Genomic DNA, 22,826 nt, shown 5'->3' with positions numbered 1-22,826 from the left:
CAGGGGGGATGAACCATGGAAGGATACCCATTGTTGGAAGTGAAGGAATTGAGGACTCGCTTTTCTTCTGAAAAGGGAACCATCACAGCCGTGGATGGGGTCACGTTCAAGGTGGACTATGGTGAAACCTTGGGAGTGGTAGGAGAGTCCGGATGCGGAAAAAGTGTGACAGCTGAATCAATCATGCGATTATTGAACGAGAAATCCACTAGATACGATGGAGAGATAAATTTCAAAGGGGTGAATTTGCTGTCTTTACCCGAGAAAAAAATGCTCGACATCCGTGGGAATGAAATATCAATGATTTTCCAGGACGCTATGACATCACTTAATCCTGTCTTTACGATTGGTGATCAGATAGCAGAGTCTATTATTGTTCACCAAAATCTCGGGAAGAAAGAAGCAATGGAGAAAGCAGTAGAAATGCTCCGTCTGACAGGTATCCCTTCACCCGAAAAAAGAGTCCACGAATACCCACACGAAATATCCGGCGGTATGCGACAGCGTGTCATGATTGCAATGGCGCTTTCCTGCCAGCCTAGCCTGCTCATTGCCGACGAGCCGACAACGGCGCTAGATGTAACTATTCAGGCTCAGATATTGGAAGTCATCAATGACCTTAAAGAAGAACTGAACATGGGGGTGATCATGATCACCCACGATTTGGGTGTCGTTGCTGAAGTTTGCACCCGTGTTGCCGTGATGTACCTTGGACAGGTAATTGAAGAGTCTGACGTAGATGCGCTGTTTGCCAGCCCTCGTCACCCATATACAAGGGGACTGCTAAAATCCATTCCGACAATAACCGGAGATCGGTCGCAGAAACTGCACACGATTCAGGGAGTTGTTCCCGCACTTGACAATGTCCCGAAGGGTTGCCGGTTTGCACCAAGATGTCCGTATGCTACAGACAAATGCATGACCGAGTTCCCATTACTGGAAACGCTTGAAAACGGACAGAAAATCCGGTGCTGGCACCATCAAGAAATTATGGAACGGGAGGCCGCATCTGATGTTATTACAGCAGCAACTTGATGGAAAAATTACAGAGCAAAAAGACACGGGCACCCCCCTTTTGCAGGTGAGAAACCTAAAAAAATACTTTCCAATCACATCTCCTTTCGGGCGTTTAAAAGGTCATGTAAAAGCGGTTGAAAGTGTGAATTTTGACTTGTATGAGAAGGGAACATTGGGTCTCGTTGGAGAGTCCGGATGCGGAAAAAGTACAACCGGACGGTCAATTCTCAGGTTGATCGAGCCAACCGAAGGGTCGGTGAATTATAGGGGGAAAGACCTTCTTCAGTTAAATCAGCGGGAGTTCAAAGGGTTTCGCAAAGAGATGCAGATGGTTTTCCAGGATCCACATTCTTCACTTAACCCAAAGAAGAGAATCGGTGAATTAATCGAGGAACCGATGGAGATTCATAAAATCGGGACTAAAGCTGATCGTATGGAGCGGGCCATGGATCTCCTTAAGCGGACCGGTATCCGTGAAGACCAATACTTCCGCTTCCCGCATGAATTTTCGGGCGGTCAACGTCAGCGGATCGGCATTGCCAGGGCGCTGGCGGTAGATCCCGCCATCATCGTTTTGGATGAGCCTGTCTCGGCATTGGATGTGTCAATCCAGTCCCAGGTACTGAACCTGCTGGAAGAGATACAGGACGAATTCAAGCTGGCTTATCTGTTTATCTCTCATGATCTCAGTGTTGTGCGGCATATTGCAGACGAAATCGGTGTCATGTATCTCGGGCATATGGTTGAGAAGGCACCGACAGATGATCTGTTTGCAAACCCTCTTCACCCGTATACAAAAGCTTTGTTGTCTGCGATTCCTATCCCGGACCGAAAACAAAGGAGGGAACGAATCATCATCAAGGGAGACGTTCCATCACCAATTGATCCTCCTTCAGGATGCGTATTCCATACAAGGTGTCCATTTGCCATGGAACAATGCAAGTCCATTAAGCCAGAGATGCTGCAACAATCTGATGGTCATCAGGTTGCTTGCCATCTATATAATTAAAGGGGATGAGCCGGATGAAGATTGAAAAAATCGTTTTGAGAAGAATGCAGTTGGAACTGAAGGAACCTTTCCAGACAAGCTTCGGAACGCAGAAAGAGCGAGAATTTTTCATCGTGGAAGCCTATAGCGAAAATCATGTAGGCTATGGAGAATGCGTGGTTAATTCCCGTCCTTTATACAATGAAGAAACTGTCAAGACGGCATGGCACATTGCAGAAGATTTTCTTATTCCGGCGCTATACAGCAAGGAAGAAATCGAACATCCGGATGAAGTGAGTGAAATCTTTAAGCCGTTTCGAAGGAACAATATGGCGAAGTCTGCGATTGAAGGTGCCATTTGGGATCTATATGCCAAAGAAAACAACATCTCTCTTGCTGAAGCCCTTGGCGGCACAAAAAAACAAATCGATGTCGGCATCAGTATAGGTATCCAGGAGTCTTCAGGAAAACTAATTGACACAGTCGAGAAGTATCTTGCAGAAGGATACAAACGAATGAAAATTAAAATCAAGCCAGGAACCGATATAGAAATGTTGGGTGCAGTCCGCAGTAAATATCCGGACATCGCGATGATGGCAGACGGAAATTCCGCCTATACATTGGATGATGTCGAGCTGCTAAAAGAACTGGATCATTTGAATCTCACTATGATCGAACAGCCTCTGGCGCACGACGACATTATCGATCATGCCACCCTACAAGCACAAATTAAGACACCTGTCTGTCTGGATGAAAGCATCCACTCCCTGGAAGATGCGAAAAAAGCAATCAAGCTAGGCAGCTGCAAAATCATCAATATTAAAATTGGGCGGGTTGGCGGCCTGACAGAAGCAAAGAAGATCCACGACTATTGTGCGGAACATAACATTCCGGTCTGGTGTGGAGGAATGCTGGAGTCCGGAATTGGACGCGCGCATAATATCGCCATAACGACACTTTCCAATTTCACATTGCCTGGAGATACAGCGGCTTCGTCGAGGTATTGGGCAGAAGACATCATCAATCCTGAAGTTGTGGTAACGGATGGGGTCATTACAGTTCCAGATCAACCAGGCATCGGCTACGAGCCGGTGGAAGAACTGTTGGATAAATACACATTGGAAGTTAAAGAGTATGAGAATGAGACGATGACAGTCTAAAGTATAAAATCTACTATGAGCAGTGGCGCCTATCCTATTGGTGTTACTGTTCTTTTTTAAGACGATTAAAACTGTTTTTCTGATGACGGACCAGAAAACACACCAATAAAACGGGTGAGGTATTCGAAGGCGTACCACCAATAGTTCCCCTCTGTTATCCATCCAGAGCGCATCAAAAGAAGAAGGCCCCGGCACGCCGGAGGCCTTCTTTCATGTTCATGTTAGCATCCCTGAGGCTAATATTAAGGCTGAATCATCAGTGGTTTTTCACCGGGTGATAGTAGACATGCTCCGTATAGTCCGTAACGATGCCATCCACATTCAAATCGAACAGGCGCAGTGCCTGCTCCTGAGAGCGGGAGGTGTACGGATAGATTTTCATTCCTGCTTCATGGACGTCATCGACCATTTCATGCGTCACGATGTTCATGTTCGGGTTAAAGTAATCTGCGTACGTGGCGAATTCAGCCAGTTGTTCCTCCGTTACATTTGCCCAGCTTGGTCCGGCAATGACGCCATGAGGAAGGCTCGGCAGAAGTTCTTTGGATTTCTGCATCGATTTGTGATTGAACGATTGGATGACAACTTTTTCGTTGTTCGGTTTATGGAGATTTCTTTTAATCAGCTCTTCGGCTACTTTCTCTTCGACCCCCGGGTATAGTTCAGGCGATTTGAGCTCAATCAGGATTCCAATCTTGCCGCGGAATGCATCCAGGACTTCCCCGAAGGTCAGGATCTTTTCACCGGCATAGTCCTCGCTGAACCAGCTTCCTGCATCAAGCTGACGAAGCTCTTCGAACGTCATTTCACCGACAGTGCCTGTCCCGTTTGTCGTGCGGTCGACCGTGTTGTCATGAATGATGACGAGCTCGCCGTCCTGGGACATCTGGACATCGATCTCAATGTAGTCCGCCTTCATTTCAAACGCTTTTTGGTATGCGGCCATCGTGTTCTCCGGTGCATGGCCCGACGCCCCACGGTGTGCGACATTGATGATTTTCTGCTGTTCCTGAACTGAGACCACGCTTCCTAGATCATTCGCTGGAGCTGCAGCCGTTGTTCCCGAAAACGAACTCATTGCAATGCCGACCCCTGTCAAAACCGTTATCACGCGCTTCATCTCATCCACTCCCTTATGTATGTTCAATGCCAGTGTAAGGGTCGAATATAAAGTGGGGATTAATGGATGATTAACGTACTGTTAGGAATGGCGGTTTGCTCCATGAAGCAAATGTAAAGGCAGAGTCTTCTATTCGATCCGATCAAGCCAATCTTCCTCTTCACCCCCCAATCGGGGGATGATTCACCAATTCCGGGGACTGTCTTTTTAGTACCTTTGTCCCTTATCATCAAAAACACGAAGGCTATGCGGCTATTCGGAATACGGTTCAAAAAGGGGGCTTCCACATACCTGAACACGGTTCGATGCTAAATAAAGCAGAATTTTGTAAGCGCATACAAAGAGAGCTTCAAGAGCAGGCTGTCAAACTCACTGGAAGGGAAGGGAGATGCCGATGAATCAGCAGGTCGATTTCGATGCGGTTGTGGTAGGTGCCGGGTTTTCAGGTTTGTACATGCTCCATTTGCTGAGGGAGGCGGGCTATTCTGCCCAGCTTTATGAAGCTGGAAGCGACGTAGGCGGCACGTGGTACTGGAACCAGTATCCGGGAGCCCGATGTGATGTCCCGGCAGAGTTTTACAGCTATACGTTTTCCGAGGAGATCCACCGCGACTGGAAATGGTCCGCTGTTTATCCGGAACAGGACGAGATCCTGTCGTATATCAAGTATGTCACCGACAAGCTGGATCTCCGGAAAGACATCCAGTTCAACACGCGCATCACGGATGCCAAGTATGATCCGGAGGCATACACGTGGTCGGTCAATGTGGGAGGCGGCCAGACTGTTACGGCCAAGTACTTTATCCCGGCAATCGGGAACGTTTCGGTTCCGCATGCGCCGGCCATTCCGGGGCTCGACAAGTTCAGGGGCCAGACATACCACACGAGCCAATGGCCACACGAGCCGGTTGACTTCAAGGGCAAGCGGGTCGCTGTGATCGGTACAGGGTCAAGCGGTGTTCAGGCGATTACGTCCATCTCCAAGGAGGCCGACCATCTTACCGTCTTCCAGCGGACGCCCCAATACGTCATGCCGGTGGAAAATCCGAAAGTGGGCGAGGATGACCTCGAGAGGAGAAGGGCCGAATTCCCGACGCTGCGCAAGCGGGTCCGCGAACATATCGTCGGCATGCCGTGCTTTGATGTGAGAAAGATGTATTCGGCTCTTGAGGACACCGAGGAAGAGCGGAACAGGCATTACGAGGCGATCTGGCAGGAGGCAAAAGGCTTCCAGATGCTCTATGCGTATACCGACCTCACGATCAATGACGATGCGAATGCGACAATTGCGGAATTCGTCCGCGGAAAGATCCGGGAGATCGTGAAGGATCCGGTAAAGGCTGAGAATCTCATGCCTACCTACCTCCTCGGAGGCAAGCGGCCGGTCGTTGCGACCAAATACTATGAATCCTATAACCAGGAAAACGTCGACCTGGTGAACCTCAAAAAGACCCCAATCACGGAATGCACCGAGAAAGGCCTCGTCACTGCGGACGGAACCGAACACGAGCTGGACATCATTGTCTTCGCGAGTGGATTCGATGCGATGATCGGCCCGCTTGCAGGTACAAAAATCCGCGGCAGGGAAGGCATTACCCTGAAAGAAAAGTGGGATGACGGCCGAAATCTGAAAACGTATCTTGGGGTCTGCCATGTCGGGTTCCCGAATATGTTTACCATTACGGGTCCGCACTTCCCGCTGACCGCCAACGCGCTCGCGGTAAACGAAGTGATCGCGGAGTGGGTGATAGACTGCATCGAGTATGCTGAAAAACAGGGCCTGGCCGAAGTGGAAGCGACGCCACAAGGGGAAGAGGAATGGACCGATCATGTCAATGAGGTCGGCAACGCATCGATCTATGCGCGAACCGACAGTTGGTATACCGGCGCGAACATCGAAGGAAAACCGCGTGCCTTCTACGGTTACACGGGAGATTTCCAGACCTATCAGGATAAATTCGAGAAGGCCAAGGACTACAAGGCTCTTGCCGTGAAGCCGCTCCAGCAAGTCGAAACCACCTGACCCGAACCATAAAACAACCAATATAGGGAGGAATTTTTGATGGTGAATTACGATCCGCAGGTAACGGCATTGATTGAGCTGATGAAACAGGCCGGAGGTCCGCCGGTCCATACCCTGACACCTGAGCAGGCCAGACAAGTCATGGATGGCATGAATGCCGTGGAGCAGGTGGAGGAAGTCGGCAGTGTGGAAGACCGGAAGATACCGGGGCCTGAATGCGAAATCCCAATCCGGATCTATAAGCCACAAAATGCGGCAGCCTCCGGTGTGCCGGTCCTTGTCTACTACCACGGTGGCGGCTGGGTGGTCGGCAGCGTGGAATCCTATGATCCGGTCTGCCGCAAGCTTGTGAACCGCGCAGAGTGCATCGTCGTGTCCGTCGATTACCGGCTTGCACCGGAGCATAAGTTCCCTGCAGCGGTCATCGATTGTCAGGCCGCGTTCGAATGGGTCAAGAAAAATGCCGCGCAAATCGGCGGTGATCCGAATCGGGTGGCAGTCGGCGGCGACAGTGCCGGAGGAAACCTGGCTGCCGTCGTGGCCGCAAACCTGAAGGATTCCGAGGAACTGAAAGTCGCCCATCAGCTGCTCGTCTATCCGACCACCGGCACCGGCGGCAAATCAGAATCATACCAAAAATACGGCACAACATGCCCGATCATCCCGACCGAAGTCATCTCCTACTTCTGGAACCATTACTGGAGGGATGCGAGTGACGAAAAACATCCGGACTTCAGCGTCTACTCCCGTGAAGACGTCAGCGGTGCGGCACCGGCGACGATCATCGCGGCCCAATATGACCCTTCCCTCGATGACAGCAAACTATATGCGCAGAAACTCATTGCGGCGGGCATTGACGTGGACTACAGGGAGTATCCGGGAATGATCCACGGCTTCTTTACGATCGATGCGCTCGACAAAGGCATTGAAGCCATTGAAGATGCGTGCAATAATTTGAAAGCGCAGTTTGAAAAGCTTCAGCCTGCAGAAGCTGGAGTCGGCAAGTAATTGTCATCGGAATAGCGGGAGGCGCCTTGCTCAGGCAAAGCGCTTCTCTTTTTTGCGTGGAATTGGCGAGAGTACACAATCGGTTGTTGAAAGTACACTTTGACCCCGCGAAAGGACACCATCATTGCGGGAAAGTGCACATTCGACCCGAAAAATTACACAATACGCGGAAAATGTCGCATGCCAACAATATTCATCGGAACATTCAAAATCATTTGACGTTTCGCATCCGGCGATTATAATCTTATCCATAGCATAACAATTGTTAGGGGTAAGGGGGATGGTCGGTGGTCACACTGGAAATGGAACAAATGATTTCAAGGCTGCAGCATGTCCCGGGTCACGAAGATCAGATCATCGAGATGCTTGAAGGGTTTCTTGAGGTGTTTCCCATTTTGGATGTGGGGCTGTTCCGATATTCCCCGATCGGTTACCTGACGGAAGGCGTCATGGCGATCGTACCGGAAGATGCCGGTTTGACGGAACTCAGTCACATCCGGGATATCCGGGATGATATCCGCACCGTGCCGCCCGTGAAGGAAGCGGTCCGCGAAAGAAGGGCCGTCCTGGTGAAAGGCGAGGAGTTTATCAAGTACAACTTCAGATACCGGTTCTCCCAGAACACGAAGTTTTTGTTGTTCGTCCCGATCTGCTTCCGGAACACGGTGATCGGCGTTCTCTCCAGCACCCAATTCTCCGCCGGGGAGAAGGAAATCGAAGCCCTGCTTCCTGACATCACACGGTATGGGGTCGAAGTCGGCCGGATCTTTGAACGGCCCTATCTGAAAAGCGGCGACTCCGAACTGCTGAATGCAAGGGAATTGGAAATCATGTATCACCTGTCCCTTGGAGAAAGCACAAAATCGATCGCGGCGAAAATTCATCTCAGCGAATTCACGGTCCAGGACTATATCAAGGCATCCCTAAAAAAACTCGGTGTCCGCAACCGCACGCAGGCAGTGGCAGAGCTGCTGAGGAAAGGAATCCTGTGACGTGGAGATGATTTCGTCATTCACGCGTGCAATCTCGTCATTCGTGTTGGCGATTTCGTCATTCAGCCGGAAAGTTTCGTCATTCATACCTGAAAAGGAGACAAATGACGAAACTGGGGCCGTGAATGACGAAACTGAAGCCTCGAATGACGAAAACGGAACCCCCGCATACGGAGATCACAAACGGGAATGAAATAATAGAGCAATCAGCTGTTTGAAATTGTAGATCACGATCGCTTCTATGCCTTCATCAGATGCCGAACGCCATCACTCTTGTGTTCTGTTTAAACAACTATAAAAAGTCTTTCAAACATCATATCCATGTTTGAACCATGTTCAAATAATTCAGGGCCCTTGTTCTCAAGCAAGGGCCTTTTCAATATAAAAAATTTGAACAATGTTCAAAAAACCTCTTTACAACCTATCCGTTAGGCGTATAATAGGGGTCAATCCGTAATAGTCTGATAATTTAACGAAGTTCAAAAATTGTTTTCCTCTCCGGATGAGGAGACTCCTAGATTCCGGCCTATTTATGTAAGCCCTTACAAAACTGGAGCCGTCGCAAACCGAGGTGAATGCCATGAGAAATGCAAGCCGTAAGCAGCAGGAGAAGAGAGAAAGAATCATCCTGTCTGCAATCGCGATTATGAACCGTGAAGGGTTCAAATACACAACGATGGAGCAGGTGGCCTCCGAGATGAGGATGACGAAGGGGTCCCTTTACTACTACTTCAGGAACAAGCAGGATCTGATGTTCCAGTGTCACGAGCTGGTGCTGGATCAGGCCATCGAAGACCAGAAGGAGGCATTCAAGGCTGAAGGGACCTACGGGGATAAACTCCGCCGAATGATCCACTGCCACATCGACTATGCAGTCAACCGGAAAGAGACGTTCAACATGATCATCCAGCCGGAGCAGGCGTTCGAAAAAGGGCAGTTGCCCTCGATCGTCGAGAAGCGCGACGATTATGCGCGACTGTTTGACCGGGTCGTTTCAGAAGGGATCGGTGCGGGAGAATTCCAAAACTCCGACGTGAAGATCATCCGGATGATCCTTCTCGGTGCGATGAACTGGGTCCAGACCTGGTACCGGAAAGACGGGCTCATCGGCCTGGACGAACTGAAAGATTTATACGCGGAATACCTGCTGAAGCTCCTGAAATAAGGAGTTTCACAAGGTCAAACATAGAGAACTTGGAGGAGATGGAGAAATGACTGAAGTTTATCTGATTGATGGTGCAAGGACGGCATTTGGAGCATTTGGCGGGTCGTTCGCCAACACGCCTGCCGATGAGCTCGGGAGGGTGACAGCGGTCGAAGCCATGAAGCGGTCCAATGTCGTGCCCGAAGACATCGACCACGTCATCTACGGAAATGTCATCCACACGTCTACGAATGCTTCCTACCTGTCGCGGCACATCGGACTCAAGGCGGGCATTCCGCAGGAAGTGCCGGCGCTGAACGTGAACCGGCTCTGCGGCTCCGGCACGCAGTCGATCGTATCAGGCACGCAGATGATCAAGCTAGGTGATGCGGGAATCGTGCTTGCAGGCGGAGCGGAGAACATGTCGATGTCGCCATACGCGAGCTTCAAGGCGCGGTTCAGCCAGCCGAAGATGGGCGGCATGCAGTTTGACGACATGCTGCTGTCGACACTGACCGACGAGTACACCGGAAGCGGAATGGGGATGACGGCGGAAAAGCTGTCCGAAATTCACGGCATCAGCCGGGGAGAGCAGGACGAGTTCGCAGTACTCAGCAACAGCCGCGCCGCAGCCGCCCGCGAATCAGGCCGGTTCGCCGAAGAAATCGTCGGTGTGGAAGTGAAGACGAGAAAAGGCACGAACACAATCAATCAGGACGAACATATCAAGCCGGAAGCAAGCACCGAAACCCTCGCCAAGCTCCGCCCTTCTTTCAAGAAAGACGGGACGGTCACCGCGGGGAACGCGAGCGGCATCAACGACGGAGCGGCCAGTGTCGTCATCGCGGGAGAAGATGCGGTCAACAAGCACAACCTGCAGCCGAAAGCCCGGATTGTCAGCTACGCCATCACCGGGGTCGACCCGACGATCATGGGGATCGGTCCCGTTCCGGCCATCCGCGAGGCACTCCGGCGTGCCGGCCTGACACTGGATCAGATGGACCTGGTCGAAGTCAACGAAGCGTTCGCCGCCCAGTACCTCGCGGTCGAGAAGGAGCTCGGCCTCGATCGGGAACGGACGAATGTGAACGGCGGCGCCATCGCGCTCGGCCACCCGGTCGGCGTAAGTGGCACCCGGATCGTATTGTCTCTTGCCTACGAGCTGAAAAAGCGGAATGGACGCTACGGCGTCGCGAGCCTCTGCATCGGAGGCGGCCAGGGAATTGCATTAGTCATCGAATCAGTCTGATTAAGGAGTTGAACGCCCATGACCACGTTGACGATTTCAAAGATGACACTTTTCGGCCGGGAGAACATCCGCGTTTACGAGGAGCGCCCGTCCTCCATTGCAGAATTCATCCATCAGTCGGTGGAAACATACCCCGATAAAACCGCTGTCTCGAGCGAGCAGGGCGACCTCACCTACAGGGAGTTCGAAAGATGCTCGAAAAACCTGGCCGCCTTTCTCCAAAATGAGCTGCATATCCGAAAAGGCGACCGGGTGGCGAGCCTGATCGGCAACAGCCTCGAGTTTCCGATCGTCTGCTACGCCTGCGCCATGATCGGGGCCATCATGGTCCCTGTCAATACGAAACTGTCCAAAGAAGAAATCGCCTACATCCTCAATCACTCGGGAGCAAAAACGGTCCTGCATCAGGAACCGCTCAAAGAAAAAATCACCGACACACCTCACCTGGAATCACACCATGAAATCACCGGACTCATCCGGAAAGTCGCCCGGGCCAACCTGGTCAATCTCCGGGATACCACCGTCGAAGAAACCGATCCCGCCTATATCCTGTACACGTCCGGCACGACCGGACGGCCAAAGGGCGCGGTCATCTCCCACATCAATGTCATCCACAGCATCATGAACTACAAAAACATCCTGGACTCTGATGAGACCCTGTCGACCGTCATCGCCGTGCCGATGTTCCATGTGACCGGCCTGGTCGGGCAACTGCTCCATCAGTTCTACAACGGCGGCACGGTCTACTCGATGGAACGCTATCAGAACGAAGCCTACATCGACCTTGTTCTCGAAAATAAGATCAATTTCCTTTTCAACGTACCGACCATCTTCATCATGATGTCGACCAGCCGGAAGTTCCTTGAGAACGACTTCAGCTTTGTACGAAAAGTCGCCTATGGCGGTTCGCCGATCTACCGGCAGACATTCGAGACGATGAAGCGGGCGTTCCCGAATGCCGAACTCCACAATGCGTATGGCTCAACGGAAACCACTTCTCCGGCGACGATCATGCCGACCGCATACGACGAAAGCAAGGTCCGCTCCTGCGGCCGCCCGGTTCCGGTCGCCGACATCAAGATCGTCGATGAAAACGGAGAAGAGCTTCCGGCCGGAAAGACAGGTGAGCTCTACATCCGGGGCCCGATGGTCGTGGAAGGCTACTGGGAAAATGAAGAAGCCAACCTGAAAAACTTCACCGACGGCTACTGGCACTCCGGTGACCTCGGCCAGATCGACGAAGACGGATTCGTCTACATCCTGGACCGTAAAAAAGACATGATCAACCGCGCAGGCGAGAAGATTTTCTCCATCGAAGTGGAGGACGTCCTGAAAGCCCATCCCGAGATCAATGAAGCGGCCGTGGTCGGTGAGCCCGACACCGTATTCGGCGAGCGGGTCAAGGCATTCATTGTCTCCCCGACGCTGGACGAAAAGGACACCGAAGCCATCCGCCAATTCTGCCTCGAGCGCCTGGCCAAATTCAAAGTACCCGAATCGATCGTATTCCTGGATGAACTGCCGAGGAATGCCTCCGGCAAAATCCTGAAGACAGCCCTGAAAAACAAAGGAGGATCATCATGCTAAAAGAACTATCCCCGAAAGCGCAAAAAATCAAGGACCAGCTCACTCAATTTATGGACGAACACGTCTACAAAAATGAGGCGGTGTACGAACAGCAGCTGAACGACGCGGAAAACCGCTGGGTCGTCCCGCCAGTCATCGAGGAACTCAAGGCGAAAGCCAAGGCGGAAGGCCTATGGAACCTGTTCATTGACAACGAGGAATACGGTCTTGGGCTGACCAACTACGAATATGCCCATCTGTGCGAGATCATGGGACGTTCCCTGATCGCACCGGAAATCTTCAACTGCAACGCACCGGACACCGGCAACATGGAAGTGTTCATGAAATACGGCACCGAAGAGCAGAAGGAAAAATGGCTCAAGCCGCTCCTGGAAGGCGAGATCCGCTCCGTCTTCTCGATGACCGAGATTGAAGTCGCTTCCTCGGACGCGACGAACATCCAGGCATCGATCACCCGTGACGGCGACGAATACGTCATCAACGGCAAGAAATGGTGGTCGTCGGGCGCGATGGACCCGCGCTGCAAAGTCGCAATCGTCATGGGCAAGTCCGATCCGGAAGCGGAAACATACCGCCAGCAGTCGATGATCATCGTTCCGTTCGATGCGCCGGGCGTGGAAGTCAAACGCTATCTGCCGGTATTCGGCTATGACCATGCTCCGCACGGCCATGCGGAAGTGCACTACAACAATGTCCGGGTTCCTGCTTCCAACATCCTTCTCGGAGAGGGACGCGGATTTGAAATCGCACAGGGACGCCTCGGGCCTGGCCGTATCCACCACTGCATGCGGGCGATCGGTGCCGCTGAACGCGCGCTGGAACTCATGATCGAGCGGGCGGACGGCCGCGAGACATTCGGCTCCCGCAACATCGACAAAGCGGTCATCCGCGAACAGATCGCGGAAAGCCGGATCGAGATCGACGCGGCGCGTCTCCTCACTTTGTCCGCTGCCCACAAGATGGACACCGAAGGCAACAAGGCGGCCCGCAAGGAGATCTCCATGACGAAAATCGCGGCACCGCGGATGTGCCTGAACGTCATCGACCGCGCCATCCAACTGTTCGGCGGAGCAGGTGTATCGGATGACACCGTCCTCGCGGCGCACTGGGCCAACGCCCGCACGCTCCGGATTGTCGACGGCCCTGACCAGGTCCACCTCCGCGACATCGCCAAGCTCGAAATCCGCGAGCAGCTGAACGAAAGGACGTCCAAAGAAAAGGAGCCCGTGCGATGAGGGCCTGGCAGATCACTAAGCTGGACGATCCGCATGAAGCGCTCCAGCTAAACAAAGTCTCACCGTCCCAACTGCAGCCCGGCGAGGTCCGCATCGGCGTCCGGGCGGCGGCGATGAATTTCTTCGATATTCTCCAGTGCCAGGGCAAGTACCAGGAAACCCACGACCTCCCGTTCACACCGGGAGCGGAAGTCAGCGGCGTCATCAAGGAAACGGCTGCCGGGTCCGTCCTGAAAGAGGGGGACCGGGTCATCGCCACACCGCTCCTGCCGAACGGCGGATTCGCGGAAGACCTGGTGATCGACGAGTCGCTCGTCTTCCCGATCCCTGATGAGCTGAGCCATGAAAAAGCGGCGTCGATGTTCATCACCTACCAGACGGCCTACTTCGCTCTCCATAGAATGGGCGGAATCAAAGAAGGGCAGGTGCTCCTCGTCCACGCCGGTTCCGGCGGCGTCGGCTCCGCTGCCATCCAACTCGGAAAAGCGGCAGGCGCCACGGTCATCGCGACCGCCGGATCAGATGAAAAAACAGACATCTGCCGCAACATCGGAGCGGACTATGCGATCAACTACCGGGCCGAAGACTTCGTGAAAGAAGTCAAGGCGATCACGGAAGGCCAAGGGGCGGACCTGATTTTCGACCCGGTCGGCGGGGACGTGTTCGACAAATCGAGAAAATGCATCGCCTTCGAGGGCAAGATCCTCGTCATCGGTTTTGCGGGCGGACGCATCGCGGATGCCCCGACCAACCACGTGCTCATCAAGAACTACTCGGTCGTCGGCGTGCACTGGGGCTACTTCAGGAAGCTCCACCCGGAAGAAGTGGCCAACTACCACGCCGCACTCATGGAGTTGTATAAGGAAGGGAAAATAGACCCGCTCGTCTACGGAGCCTATCCGTTCGAACAACTGCCGGACGCACTCGGCAAACTGTCGAACCGGGAGACGTACGGGAAGCTGCTGCTGAAGGTCGGAGAACATCAATAAAAGAAATGACCTATTAGAGGAAAGTGCTGTATTTACCTGTTGATTGCAGTGAAGGCCGTCGACTCCTGCGGAAAAGGAAGTGCGGAGAGACGCTGCAGGCGGCTTGATGCCTTCCCCGCGGAAAGCGTACGGCCGTAACGGAAATCAACAACGATCTATAACAAAGCCAAAAGAAAAGGAGTTGACAGAAATGAGATGGACCAAGAAATCAAAAATGTTGGGGGCCGTTCTTCTCGGGGCCTCGATGATGCTTGCAGCATGCGGGGGAGAGACGTCCTCTGAAGACGCCGCTTCCGCAGAAGGCGAAAAGATCACGCTCCGCGCCGCTACGGGACTCAGCCCGCAGCATGCCTGGTGGGCAGGCGGGATGGAGCCTTGGATGGAGCGGGTCACCGAGCTGACGGACGGCCAGGTGGAGTTTGAGACGTTCGTATCCGGCGAGCTGGTTGCCGTTCCGGACGAGGCGGAAGCGGTGGAAAACGGTACGGTTGACGTCGCCCTGGTTCTGCCGATTTACCAGCCGGACCAGTTCCCGATGGCGGAAGTGACTATGCTCCCGCTCAACCACTCGGACACGCTGATCGCCTCACATGCATGGAAAGCGCTACTTGAGAGCGATGTGGAGCTTCAGGACGGCAAGACGTTCACCGAGCTCCAATTCGACCAGTTCAAAGTCTTCCCGATCTCGACCACTCAGGAATACTCGATTTCGACGACCGGCAAGGAGTTCGCATCTGCGGGAGATGTCAAAGGCACATCACTCCGGACGCCGTCACGGATCCATGAGATGTACGCCAAGCAAACCGAACTCAACAGTATCACGATGCCTGCGGTGGAAATGTATGATGCGCTGAGCCGCGGCGCGTTCGACGGCAGCTTCTACAGCATCGCGGACTGGACCGGCTACGGCTTCCAGGACCTGTTCAAGTACACGGTGACGGGCATCAACTTCGGACACTTCAACGCGTTCATCGGCATGGATGAAGAGAAGTTCGAGTCTCTGCCTGAAAATGTCCAGGAAGCGATGGAACAGGCGACAGAAGAGTACTTTGAAGACTCCGCGCAGATCTGGATGGACCGCTCAGAAGAAGTGAAGAAGATGAACGAAGAGCAGGGCGGCGAGTTCGTCGACTTCGCGACGCTTCCTCAGGATGTGCAGGACCACTTTAATGAAGGAATCGAAAACACATGGGGCGACTATGCCAAGCTTCTCGAGGACAACGGCCTTCCGGGCACCGAACTCGTCAAGCTCTGGAGGGACCTTATGATCGAACAGGGCGGAGAAGTGCCTCAGAAAGTCAAAGATATGTAATAGAAGAAAAGGCGATAATCCTGGCATTATCGCCTTTTCTCAACCTAAATGGGGGTGAAACAAGATGGACAGCTATTTGGTGGTCGGAATCATCATCTTCATGATGATCATGTTTCTTCTGATGGGGATGTACATCCACTCAGTCTTGCTGGCAAGCGGCATCATCGGCCTGATCCTGCTCGAGGGCTTCTCGATCCTTCCGGGCCTGCTCGGAAATGAACCATTCAACCGGGTGGCGAGCTATACGCTCACGACCATCCCGCTGTTTGTCCTGATGGCGCAGTTTATCCTGCACTCAGGCCTGGTCCAGGACATTTTCTACATCGTGCACAAAATCTCCCGCGGCCGGCGGAGCCTGCTCGGCACCTTGACGCTCATCATCGGCGGAATGCTCGGGGCGGTATCCGGCTCAGGGACGGCGACGGCCGCATCGCTCGGACAGGTCGCGGTTCCCGAACTCCGGAAACACGGTTACAGCGGACCGCTTGCCGGGGCCATCGCATCGGCCGGCGGCTCACTGTCCGGCATCATCCCGCCGAGCATCATCCTGATCCTTTACGGGGTCGCGACGGAAACACCGGTCGGTGCGCTGTTCATCGGCGCGTTCATCCCTGGCGTGCTTGTCATGGTGACGTTCATCATCGCAATGCTGTTCTATTACCGGAGAGAAGCCAAAAGGTCCCCGGCCGCTGCGGAAGTCCAGGCTGAAATTGCAGCCGCGGCCGAGGCGGAGGCAGCGGAGGAGAATGTCCCGGTCTCGAGACTGGCCGTCTCCGTCCTCATGGGCGTGGTCATCGTCGCCACCATTTTCGGAGGCATCTATTCCGGAATCTTTACGCCGACGGAAGCCGGAGCAGTCGGCTCGGTAGTGGGCCTTCTGACCGCGCTTCTCCTCGGCAAGGTGAACCTGAATTTCTTCAAGGCCTCCCTTACAGAGACCATCAAGCTCACGGGGATGGTCATGCTGATCATGATCGGCGCGCAGATTTTCGGCCGGTTTGTCTCGCTGTCGCTCTTGCCGAGAAAGCTGATCAACCTGCTGGAGCCCCTGATGGCGACGCCGGCACTTGTCCTTCTACTGATTTCCGCCATCCTTTTCATCATGTTCATGTTCATCGAAGGGGCGGCGGTCATCCTCATGACGATCCCGGTGTTCCTGCCGATCATCACGGCGCTCCAGGTCGACGTGCTCTGGTTCGGGGTGTTCATCTCCGTTATCTGTACAATCGGCCTCATCACGCCGCCTGTAGGACTGAGCGTCTATGCGGTGTCTGGCGTGACCGGCATCAGTTCGGGTTCGATCTTTAAAATCGGTATGGGGTTTGCGGTATTTTCGATGATCGTCGTCTGCGGACTCATGATCGCATTCCCTGAACTGGCGACATGGCTGCCGTCGATCAGCAGCGGAAAGGGGTGAGCGGAATGACGACTTTCTATAAACTATACGGTTACTTCGGTGTTCTGAAGAAAATCGGCCTCGTCATCAGTGCCGTGGTCGCGCTGATCATGATGTTCTTTATTACGTACGACGTGGTGATGAGGAACCTGTTTTCCAGTTCCGTTCGGGGTGGCTTTGAGATCATCCAGAACTATATGATGCCGCTTGTCGTGTTCCCGGGCCTGGCCTATGTGTATGCGTCCGGCGTGCTTCCGAAGATGGAGCTGCTGTTTGCGAAGTTCTCGCCCGCGGTAAAGCGGATCCTCATCCTGTTCCTCATCGCAATCGAGATTTTCATCCTCATCCTGGTCGTCCAGTTCAGCTGGGGCTACGCGATGGACGGGATGGAGCGGAACACGTCCTTCCCGGCAGCCGGGACGCTGTACCAGCTATGGCCGGTGTTCTTCACAATTCCGGTTGCATTTGCGCTGATCGTCGTTGAAAACATCTTCCTGTTCATTAAAAACCTGATCGAGAAAGATCCGACCTTCGTCGTGGAATACAATCCGTCGGAGGAAGAGCAGATCATCAATCAGGCCGTGAAATGAGGAATTCCATGAGAAAAATACATGTGGTTCCGCTAAAGGAATCCATTGAACCCGAAAAACTCAAAGATTGCGTGGCAGTAGTCTACGATGTGTTCCTGGCCACTTCCACGATCCTGTTTTTGCTTGAAAAGAAATACGGGCCGGTCACGGCGGTGGAGAATGAGGCGGCGGCACGGGCATTCCGTGCTTCCGCCCATTCGCCCGCTGTCATGGTCGGTGAATCTGACGGTGATCCGATCGAGGACTTTCTTTATCCGGATCCCCAGCAGATCGGTCTTGCCGAGAATGGCGAACGGGCTGTTTTCTGTTCAACAAACGGCACGAGGGCACTAGAGAAGGCGAAAGGGGCAAAGGAGCTCCTGATCGGATCCTTGCTGAACGGGCGCTCGCTCGCCGCCTACATCGCCGAACAGACGGAAAGCGAATCGATCGTCATCGTCGCCGCGGGCAATGCCGGAAGGCTTTCGGTGGAGGACATGGTCGGCGGAGGCCATCTGATCGATGAGCTGCTGAAGCTGGGCGACTATCAGCTGTCCGATGCGGCCGTGATCGCGCACCGCCTTTATGCTGAGTCGGCGAACGCGGATCACCGGGATCTCCTGGATGTCGAGACCTTCCATCTGCTTGAGGCGAAAGGCTTTCCCGATGCGGCTGAATACGTGATCAGCCATAAGGACCGGGTCCCGGTGATTGCACGGTATTCGGCAGAGGACAGAGGGATCGTGAAATTACAAGAAGGGGTGTTTCCATGACCGTCCAAACGTTTTATATCAACTGGGAACCGCTGGAGCAGCTGCTGAGGGACAAGATAGACCTTCCGGCGGAGCCGCTCCGCTGGGAGAAATTCTCAGAGGGCTATTCGAATATGACCTATCTCCTGAAGGCGGGGGACTGGGAAGGCGTCATGCGCCGTCCGCCGGGCGGGCCGCTTCCGCCTCGCGCCCACGACATGGAGCGGGAATATACGTTGCTCGAGAAGATCAATCCGTTGTTCCACTACGCGCCGAAGCCGTATCTGCTTCATGAAGACGAAGCGATCATGGACAAACATTTTTACGTGATGGAGAAAAAGGAGGGTGTCGTCGTTGACGAAACCTTCCCGGAACGCTGGGGGAGTTCCGAGGTGGTCGGCCCCAAACTGTCCCGCAACCTGATCGGCACGCTGATTGAACTGCAGCAGGTGGACTATAAAAAGGCGGGCCTTGAGAAGATGGGCAAGCCGGAAGGATTCATGGAGCGGCAGGTGAACGGCTGGATCCGGCGCTATGACGCCGCGAAGACCGAGGATATCAGCGGCATCGGGGAACTCGAGGACTGGCTCAAACAGGCCGTCCCGCTCAACCCGGAAACGACGATCGTCCATAACGATTTCAAGCTGAATAACATCGTCATCGATGCGGACGATCCGTCGAACACGACGGGCGTCCTCGACTGGGAACTCGCCACAATCGGCGATCCGCTCAGCGATGTCGGATCAGCGCTCGCCTACTGGGGAAGCGCCCAGGACCGGGACATGGGCATCAACGCCGTCTCGAGCCTGCCCGGATTTTATTCCAGACGGGAATTCACGGAAGAATACGCAACGAAGAGCGGCCGCGACATGACCCATATCGACTTCTACCTCGCGTTCGGCTTCTACAAGCTGGCGGTCATCCTCCAGCAGATCTACAAGCGATGGGCGGACGGCACGGTGGAAGACGAGCGGTTCGGCACACTGAACGGGGCGGTCCGCAACCTGATTGAGATGGGCCATGACGCCCGGGCGGGGAAGCTGCTGTGACCGCTGTCGGATACCAATTCGACTACACGCCGCTGGTCCTTGAACCGGAGCTCGTCCGGACATTCTCAGAAAGTGTCGGATACAGTGGCCCCGGGCTGCCGCCGACGATCTACTCGGCCGCCCTCTACAAGGGAGAGCGGAATCTGTACACCTTCCTTGAGGAACTGGGGTTTGGCGAAGCCCATGTTCTCCATGTGGAACAGCACTTTGAAACGATTCGCGAACCCGAGGAGGGGGAGACCCTCCGGATGACTTCCCGGGTGACGGGGGACGAACAGAAAAAGAAGTGGCGTGTGCTGATAGTGGAAACTTCCATCCGCTCGGAATCGGATGAGGTTGCCCGCGCCAAAGCGACCTACTTCTGCAGGGAAGGGAGCCGTACAGAATGACCATGCAGCAACTCATGATTCCGGTCACCGTCACCGCGGAACAGGTCGTGGATTACGGCCATGCAAGCGGTGACCTGAATCCGATCCATATGGACCCGGAAGCGGCAAGAGCACATGGATACCGTGACCGCATCGCTCATGGACTTCTGATGATGGGCATCTGTTCGTCAAGAATCACGGAAGCGCTCGGCGAAAAGCCGGGGCGGCTGTCCGCCAAGTTCAAGGATATCGTCTACCCGGATGAGCCGCTCCAACTGGAACTGGAGATCGGCGCTGACGGGGAAGGGGCCGGCAGCCTGATCGGCCCGGACGGCAAGGTGAAAGTCGCTCTTGAATTCGGACTCAAAGGAGGAAACCCATGAATCTTCCGGTAATCGTATCGCCCATGTTTCTCGTCTCGACCCCGGCGATGGTCGTGGAAGCCTCCCGGAACGGACTGATCGGCTCAGTGCCGCTCCTGAACGCACGCACCCGGGAAGCATGCGAGGAGTGGCTCCGGGAAATCAGTTCCGAACTGATCAACGGCGAACCGTGGGCGGTGAATTACATTTCCCATAAGACTAACAAGCGATTTGAAGAAGACCTGGAACTCGTCAGGGAATTCGAACCGCCGATTGTCATCGCTTCGCTCGGACATCCGGGACGTGTCGTCGAAGCCGTGAAATCCTACGGAGGCAAGGTGTACGCGGATGTCGCGACGATCAGGCACGCACGGAAATCCTCAGAAGCCGGCGTGGACGGACTGATTCTCGTATGCGCCGGCGCGGGAGGTCATGCCGGCAATCTGAACCCGTTCGCCTTCACACAGGCGGTCCGGGAATTCTGGGACGGCACATTGATTCTGGCCGGCGCGATTTCGACCGGGAAAGACGTCCTTGCCGCACAGACGATGGGCGCCGACTATGCCTATATGGGCACACGTTTCATCGCGACCGCAGAAAGCAGCGCACCGCTGGAATACAAGGAAATGCTTGTGGAGGCAGGCCCCGAGGACATCATCTACACCGATTCCTTCAGCGGCGTCCATGCCAATTACCTCATCCCGAGTTTGCTGAAAAACAACATCGACCCGTCTTCACTCAAGCCGAGGGAAGACGTGGACCTCGCGCATATGACCGACGCCAAAGCATGGCGGGACATCTGGTCTGCCGGACACGGCGTAACAGCCGTCAAGGAAATCCAGTCAATGGCGGACGTGATCGGGCAGCTGAAACAGGAATATGAAGACGCGCTGAAGGGAGTGACCCAGCTTGTATGAAACGATTTCCATAGAGACGAAAGCTGGCATCCGGACGATTTTCCTCGACCGGCCCGAAGCAATGAATACATTCTCTGAGAAAATGATGGAAGAACTGATTGATGCTTACACGAAGGCGGGCGAGGATGACGACGTCCAGGTGATCATCGTGACCGGCAAGGGACGCGCCTTCTGCGCAGGGATGGACCTTTCGCAGGGAGATGACGTGTTCGCCTCAACCGAAAGCTTCGAGGATTTCCGGGACACCGGGGGCCGCGTCAGCCTGGCCGTTTATCGGCTCAACAAGCCGGTCATCGCCGCGATCAACGGTGCCGCCGTCGGAATCGGCATCACGATGACGCTGCCGATGGACATCCGGATTGCGGCACCTGCCGCCAAAGTCGGATTCGTCTTCGGCCAGAGGGGCATCGGGCCGGAAGCGGCCAGCGGCTATTTCCTTCCGCGGATCGTCGGCCATGCCAAAGCGCTTGAATGGGTATACACCGGCCGGATCTTCCGGGCGGAAGAGGAAAAGGAGAGCGGGCTGTTCTCCTACATCGATGCCGATCCATATGCACGTGCCGTGCAGCTGGCGGAAGAGATGATCGGGAACACGTCGGCGGTATCCAGGGCATTTTCAAGGCAGCTCTTCTATTCGATGCTCGGAAGCAGCCACCCGGAAGAATCCCATCTTGTCGAATCAAAATTCCTTCATTGGATCTCGGATTCCCCTGACGTAAAGGAAGGGATCGCTTCATTCAAAGAAAAGCGGAAAGCCAACTTCCCGATGCGGGCCGGTGAGCTGCCGGACTTTTTCAAAGAAAAGAAAGGAGCAGGCGTATGACGGTACAAATTGAGCAGGAGGGCGCAGTGTTCACCCTCACGATCAGCAATCCACCGATGAACACGCTGAACGCGGACGTGTTGCGGGAACTGGACGAAGCGATCACCAAAATTGCAGAGGACGAAACGGTCCGCGCATTGATCATCACAGGAGACGGCGACCGGGCGTTTGTGGCGGGTGCGGAGATCAGCGAGTTTCTCGGACTGGACGAAGAAACAGCACCGGCACTGCTCGGCAAGGGCAGCGGCATTTTCCGCAGGATCGAGCAACTGGAGATTCCGGTCATTGCCGCAATCAACGGCTATGCACTCGGCGGCGGCCTGGAGCTCGCACTTGCCTGCGACATCCGAGTGGCTTCGGCCAAGGCAAAAGTCGGACTTCCGGAGGCTAAGCTCGGTATCGTTCCGGGATACGGCGGCACACAGCGGCTCACCCGGATCGCAGGACCGGGAACGGCTAAGGAGCTCATCTTCACTGGCCGCATGATGGACGCAGAAGAAGCACAACGGCGAGGCATCATCGAAGTGGTTGCAGACGGGGAAGTCTTGGACAAAGCCCGGGAAATCGCCGAGACCATCACGAAAAACGGCCCGCTCGCGGTATCTGCCGCCAAACGGGCGATTGATGAAGGGGCAGCACTTCCTTTGGATGATGCGCTCCAGTTGGAGACCGACATCTGCAGCCCGCTCTTCGGGTCGGGGGATATGCGGGAAGGGGCCACAGCCTTTTTAGAAAAGCGGCAACCACAATTTACGGGGAGGTAATG

At 54.4% G+C, this 22,826-nt stretch carries 23 protein-coding genes; 22 read left to right on the top strand and 1 reads right to left on the bottom strand.

Translation table 11 applies throughout. From position 1 onward, the window contains the following. Nucleotides 1-15 precede the first annotated feature (15 nt). From DZC51_RS06285 to menC, 3 genes are read left to right on the top strand one after another with little or no spacing between them, the layout of a single operon-like run. The gene (locus tag DZC51_RS06285; RefSeq protein ID WP_157294528.1) at nt 16-1,035 is read left to right on the top strand and encodes an ABC transporter ATP-binding protein; all 1,020 of its coding nucleotides are present in this window, start codon (nt 16-18) and stop codon (nt 1,033-1,035) included. Then, entirely contained in the window at nt 1,013-2,026 is a 1,014-nt protein-coding gene (locus DZC51_RS06280) for an ABC transporter ATP-binding protein (protein WP_157294527.1), read from the top strand. The genes DZC51_RS06285 and DZC51_RS06280 overlap by 23 nt, the downstream gene beginning before the upstream one ends. A 14-nt stretch (nt 2,027-2,040) precedes the next feature. Then, on the top strand, nt 2,041-3,165 hold the full coding sequence (gene menC, locus DZC51_RS06275; protein ID WP_157294526.1) for an o-succinylbenzoate synthase: 1,125 nt from the start codon (nt 2,041-2,043) through the stop codon (nt 3,163-3,165). 256 nt (nt 3,166-3,421) lie between these two features. Here the strand turns inward: menC and DZC51_RS06270 are convergent, their stop codons facing one another. Continuing rightward, nucleotides 3,422-4,285, bottom strand: a complete 864-nt coding sequence (locus DZC51_RS06270; protein WP_157294525.1) for a glycerophosphodiester phosphodiesterase — start codon at nt 4,283-4,285, stop codon at nt 3,422-3,424. Nucleotides 4,286-4,673: 388 nt separating this feature from the next. On the opposite strand from DZC51_RS06270, the gene DZC51_RS06265 reads away from it, so the two are divergent. From DZC51_RS06265 to DZC51_RS06175, 19 genes are all read left to right on the top strand, one after another. After that, nucleotides 4,674-6,308, top strand: a complete 1,635-nt coding sequence (locus tag DZC51_RS06265) for a flavin-containing monooxygenase (protein WP_232524072.1) — start codon at nt 4,674-4,676, stop codon at nt 6,306-6,308. A 39-nt stretch (nt 6,309-6,347) separates the two neighbouring features. Continuing rightward, nucleotides 6,348-7,316: an alpha/beta hydrolase gene (locus DZC51_RS06260; RefSeq protein WP_157294524.1), complete on the top strand. Its 969-nt coding sequence runs from the start codon at nt 6,348-6,350 to the stop codon at nt 7,314-7,316. A 287-nt stretch (nt 7,317-7,603) separates the two neighbouring features. Further along, nucleotides 7,604-8,308 (top strand): response regulator transcription factor, encoded by a 705-nt coding sequence (locus DZC51_RS06255; protein ID WP_157294523.1) that lies wholly within the window; start codon nt 7,604-7,606, stop codon nt 8,306-8,308. Between the two features lies 1 nt (nt 8,309). After that, nucleotides 8,310-8,501 (top strand): hypothetical protein, encoded by a 192-nt coding sequence (locus DZC51_RS06250; protein WP_157294522.1) that lies wholly within the window; start codon nt 8,310-8,312, stop codon nt 8,499-8,501. A 387-nt stretch (nt 8,502-8,888) separates the two neighbouring features. Next, on the top strand, nt 8,889-9,473 hold the full coding sequence (locus DZC51_RS06245; protein WP_157294521.1) for a TetR/AcrR family transcriptional regulator: 585 nt from the start codon (nt 8,889-8,891) through the stop codon (nt 9,471-9,473). A gap of 46 nt (nt 9,474-9,519) precedes the next feature. After that, the gene (locus tag DZC51_RS06240) at nt 9,520-10,701 is read left to right on the top strand and encodes an acetyl-CoA C-acetyltransferase (RefSeq protein ID WP_157294520.1); all 1,182 of its coding nucleotides are present in this window, start codon (nt 9,520-9,522) and stop codon (nt 10,699-10,701) included. A gap of 18 nt (nt 10,702-10,719) precedes the next feature. Next, nucleotides 10,720-12,288 (top strand): class I adenylate-forming enzyme family protein, encoded by a 1,569-nt coding sequence (locus DZC51_RS06235; RefSeq protein WP_157294519.1) that lies wholly within the window; start codon nt 10,720-10,722, stop codon nt 12,286-12,288. Next, on the top strand, nt 12,282-13,523 hold the full coding sequence (locus DZC51_RS06230) for an acyl-CoA dehydrogenase family protein (protein WP_157294518.1): 1,242 nt from the start codon (nt 12,282-12,284) through the stop codon (nt 13,521-13,523). Before DZC51_RS06235 ends, DZC51_RS06230 begins: the two co-directional genes overlap by 7 nt. Continuing rightward, nucleotides 13,520-14,512, top strand: coding sequence for an NADPH:quinone oxidoreductase family protein (locus DZC51_RS06225; protein WP_157294517.1), 993 nt, complete (start codon nt 13,520-13,522; stop codon nt 14,510-14,512). Before DZC51_RS06230 ends, DZC51_RS06225 begins: the two co-directional genes overlap by 4 nt. 190 nt (nt 14,513-14,702) lie before the next feature. After that, entirely contained in the window at nt 14,703-15,824 is a 1,122-nt protein-coding gene (gene dctP, locus DZC51_RS06220; protein ID WP_157294516.1) for a TRAP transporter substrate-binding protein DctP, read from the top strand. A gap of 64 nt (nt 15,825-15,888) precedes the next feature. Further along, entirely contained in the window at nt 15,889-17,241 is a 1,353-nt protein-coding gene (locus DZC51_RS06215) for a TRAP transporter large permease (RefSeq protein WP_157294515.1), read from the top strand. 5 nt (nt 17,242-17,246) lie between these two features. Further along, nucleotides 17,247-17,810, top strand: a complete 564-nt coding sequence (locus DZC51_RS06210) for a TRAP transporter small permease (protein WP_157294514.1) — start codon at nt 17,247-17,249, stop codon at nt 17,808-17,810. Between the two features lie 8 nt (nt 17,811-17,818). Continuing rightward, nucleotides 17,819-18,562, top strand: coding sequence for a 2-phosphosulfolactate phosphatase (locus DZC51_RS06205; protein WP_157294513.1), 744 nt, complete (start codon nt 17,819-17,821; stop codon nt 18,560-18,562). After that, on the top strand, nt 18,559-19,590 hold the full coding sequence (locus tag DZC51_RS06200) for a phosphotransferase family protein (RefSeq protein WP_157294512.1): 1,032 nt from the start codon (nt 18,559-18,561) through the stop codon (nt 19,588-19,590). The genes DZC51_RS06205 and DZC51_RS06200 overlap by 4 nt, the downstream gene beginning before the upstream one ends. Next, a complete protein-coding gene (locus tag DZC51_RS06195) occupies nt 19,587-19,979 on the top strand; it encodes an FAS1-like dehydratase domain-containing protein (RefSeq protein WP_157294511.1) in 393 nt (130 codons plus the stop codon). The genes DZC51_RS06200 and DZC51_RS06195 overlap by 4 nt, the downstream gene beginning before the upstream one ends. Further along, nucleotides 19,976-20,341: a MaoC family dehydratase gene (locus tag DZC51_RS06190; RefSeq protein WP_157294510.1), complete on the top strand. Its 366-nt coding sequence runs from the start codon at nt 19,976-19,978 to the stop codon at nt 20,339-20,341. The genes DZC51_RS06195 and DZC51_RS06190 overlap by 4 nt, the downstream gene beginning before the upstream one ends. After that, complete coding sequence (locus DZC51_RS06185; RefSeq protein WP_157294509.1) at nt 20,338-21,237, top strand: NAD(P)H-dependent flavin oxidoreductase; 900 nt, start codon at nt 20,338-20,340, stop codon at nt 21,235-21,237. Before DZC51_RS06190 ends, DZC51_RS06185 begins: the two co-directional genes overlap by 4 nt. Further along, complete coding sequence (locus DZC51_RS06180) at nt 21,230-22,060, top strand: enoyl-CoA hydratase-related protein (protein WP_157294508.1); 831 nt, start codon at nt 21,230-21,232, stop codon at nt 22,058-22,060. Before DZC51_RS06185 ends, DZC51_RS06180 begins: the two co-directional genes overlap by 8 nt. Next, nucleotides 22,057-22,824 (top strand): enoyl-CoA hydratase/isomerase family protein, encoded by a 768-nt coding sequence (locus DZC51_RS06175; RefSeq protein WP_157294507.1) that lies wholly within the window; start codon nt 22,057-22,059, stop codon nt 22,822-22,824. Before DZC51_RS06180 ends, DZC51_RS06175 begins: the two co-directional genes overlap by 4 nt. Nucleotides 22,825-22,826: the final 2 nt, after the last annotated feature.

Source organism: Bhargavaea sp. CC-171006, from assembly GCF_009761675.1.
Lineage (GTDB): Bacteria > Bacillota > Bacilli > Bacillales_A > Planococcaceae > Bhargavaea > Bhargavaea changchunensis.
The sequence above is the reverse complement of the archived record's forward strand: the minus strand, read 5'-3'. Positions and strand labels throughout refer to the sequence as shown.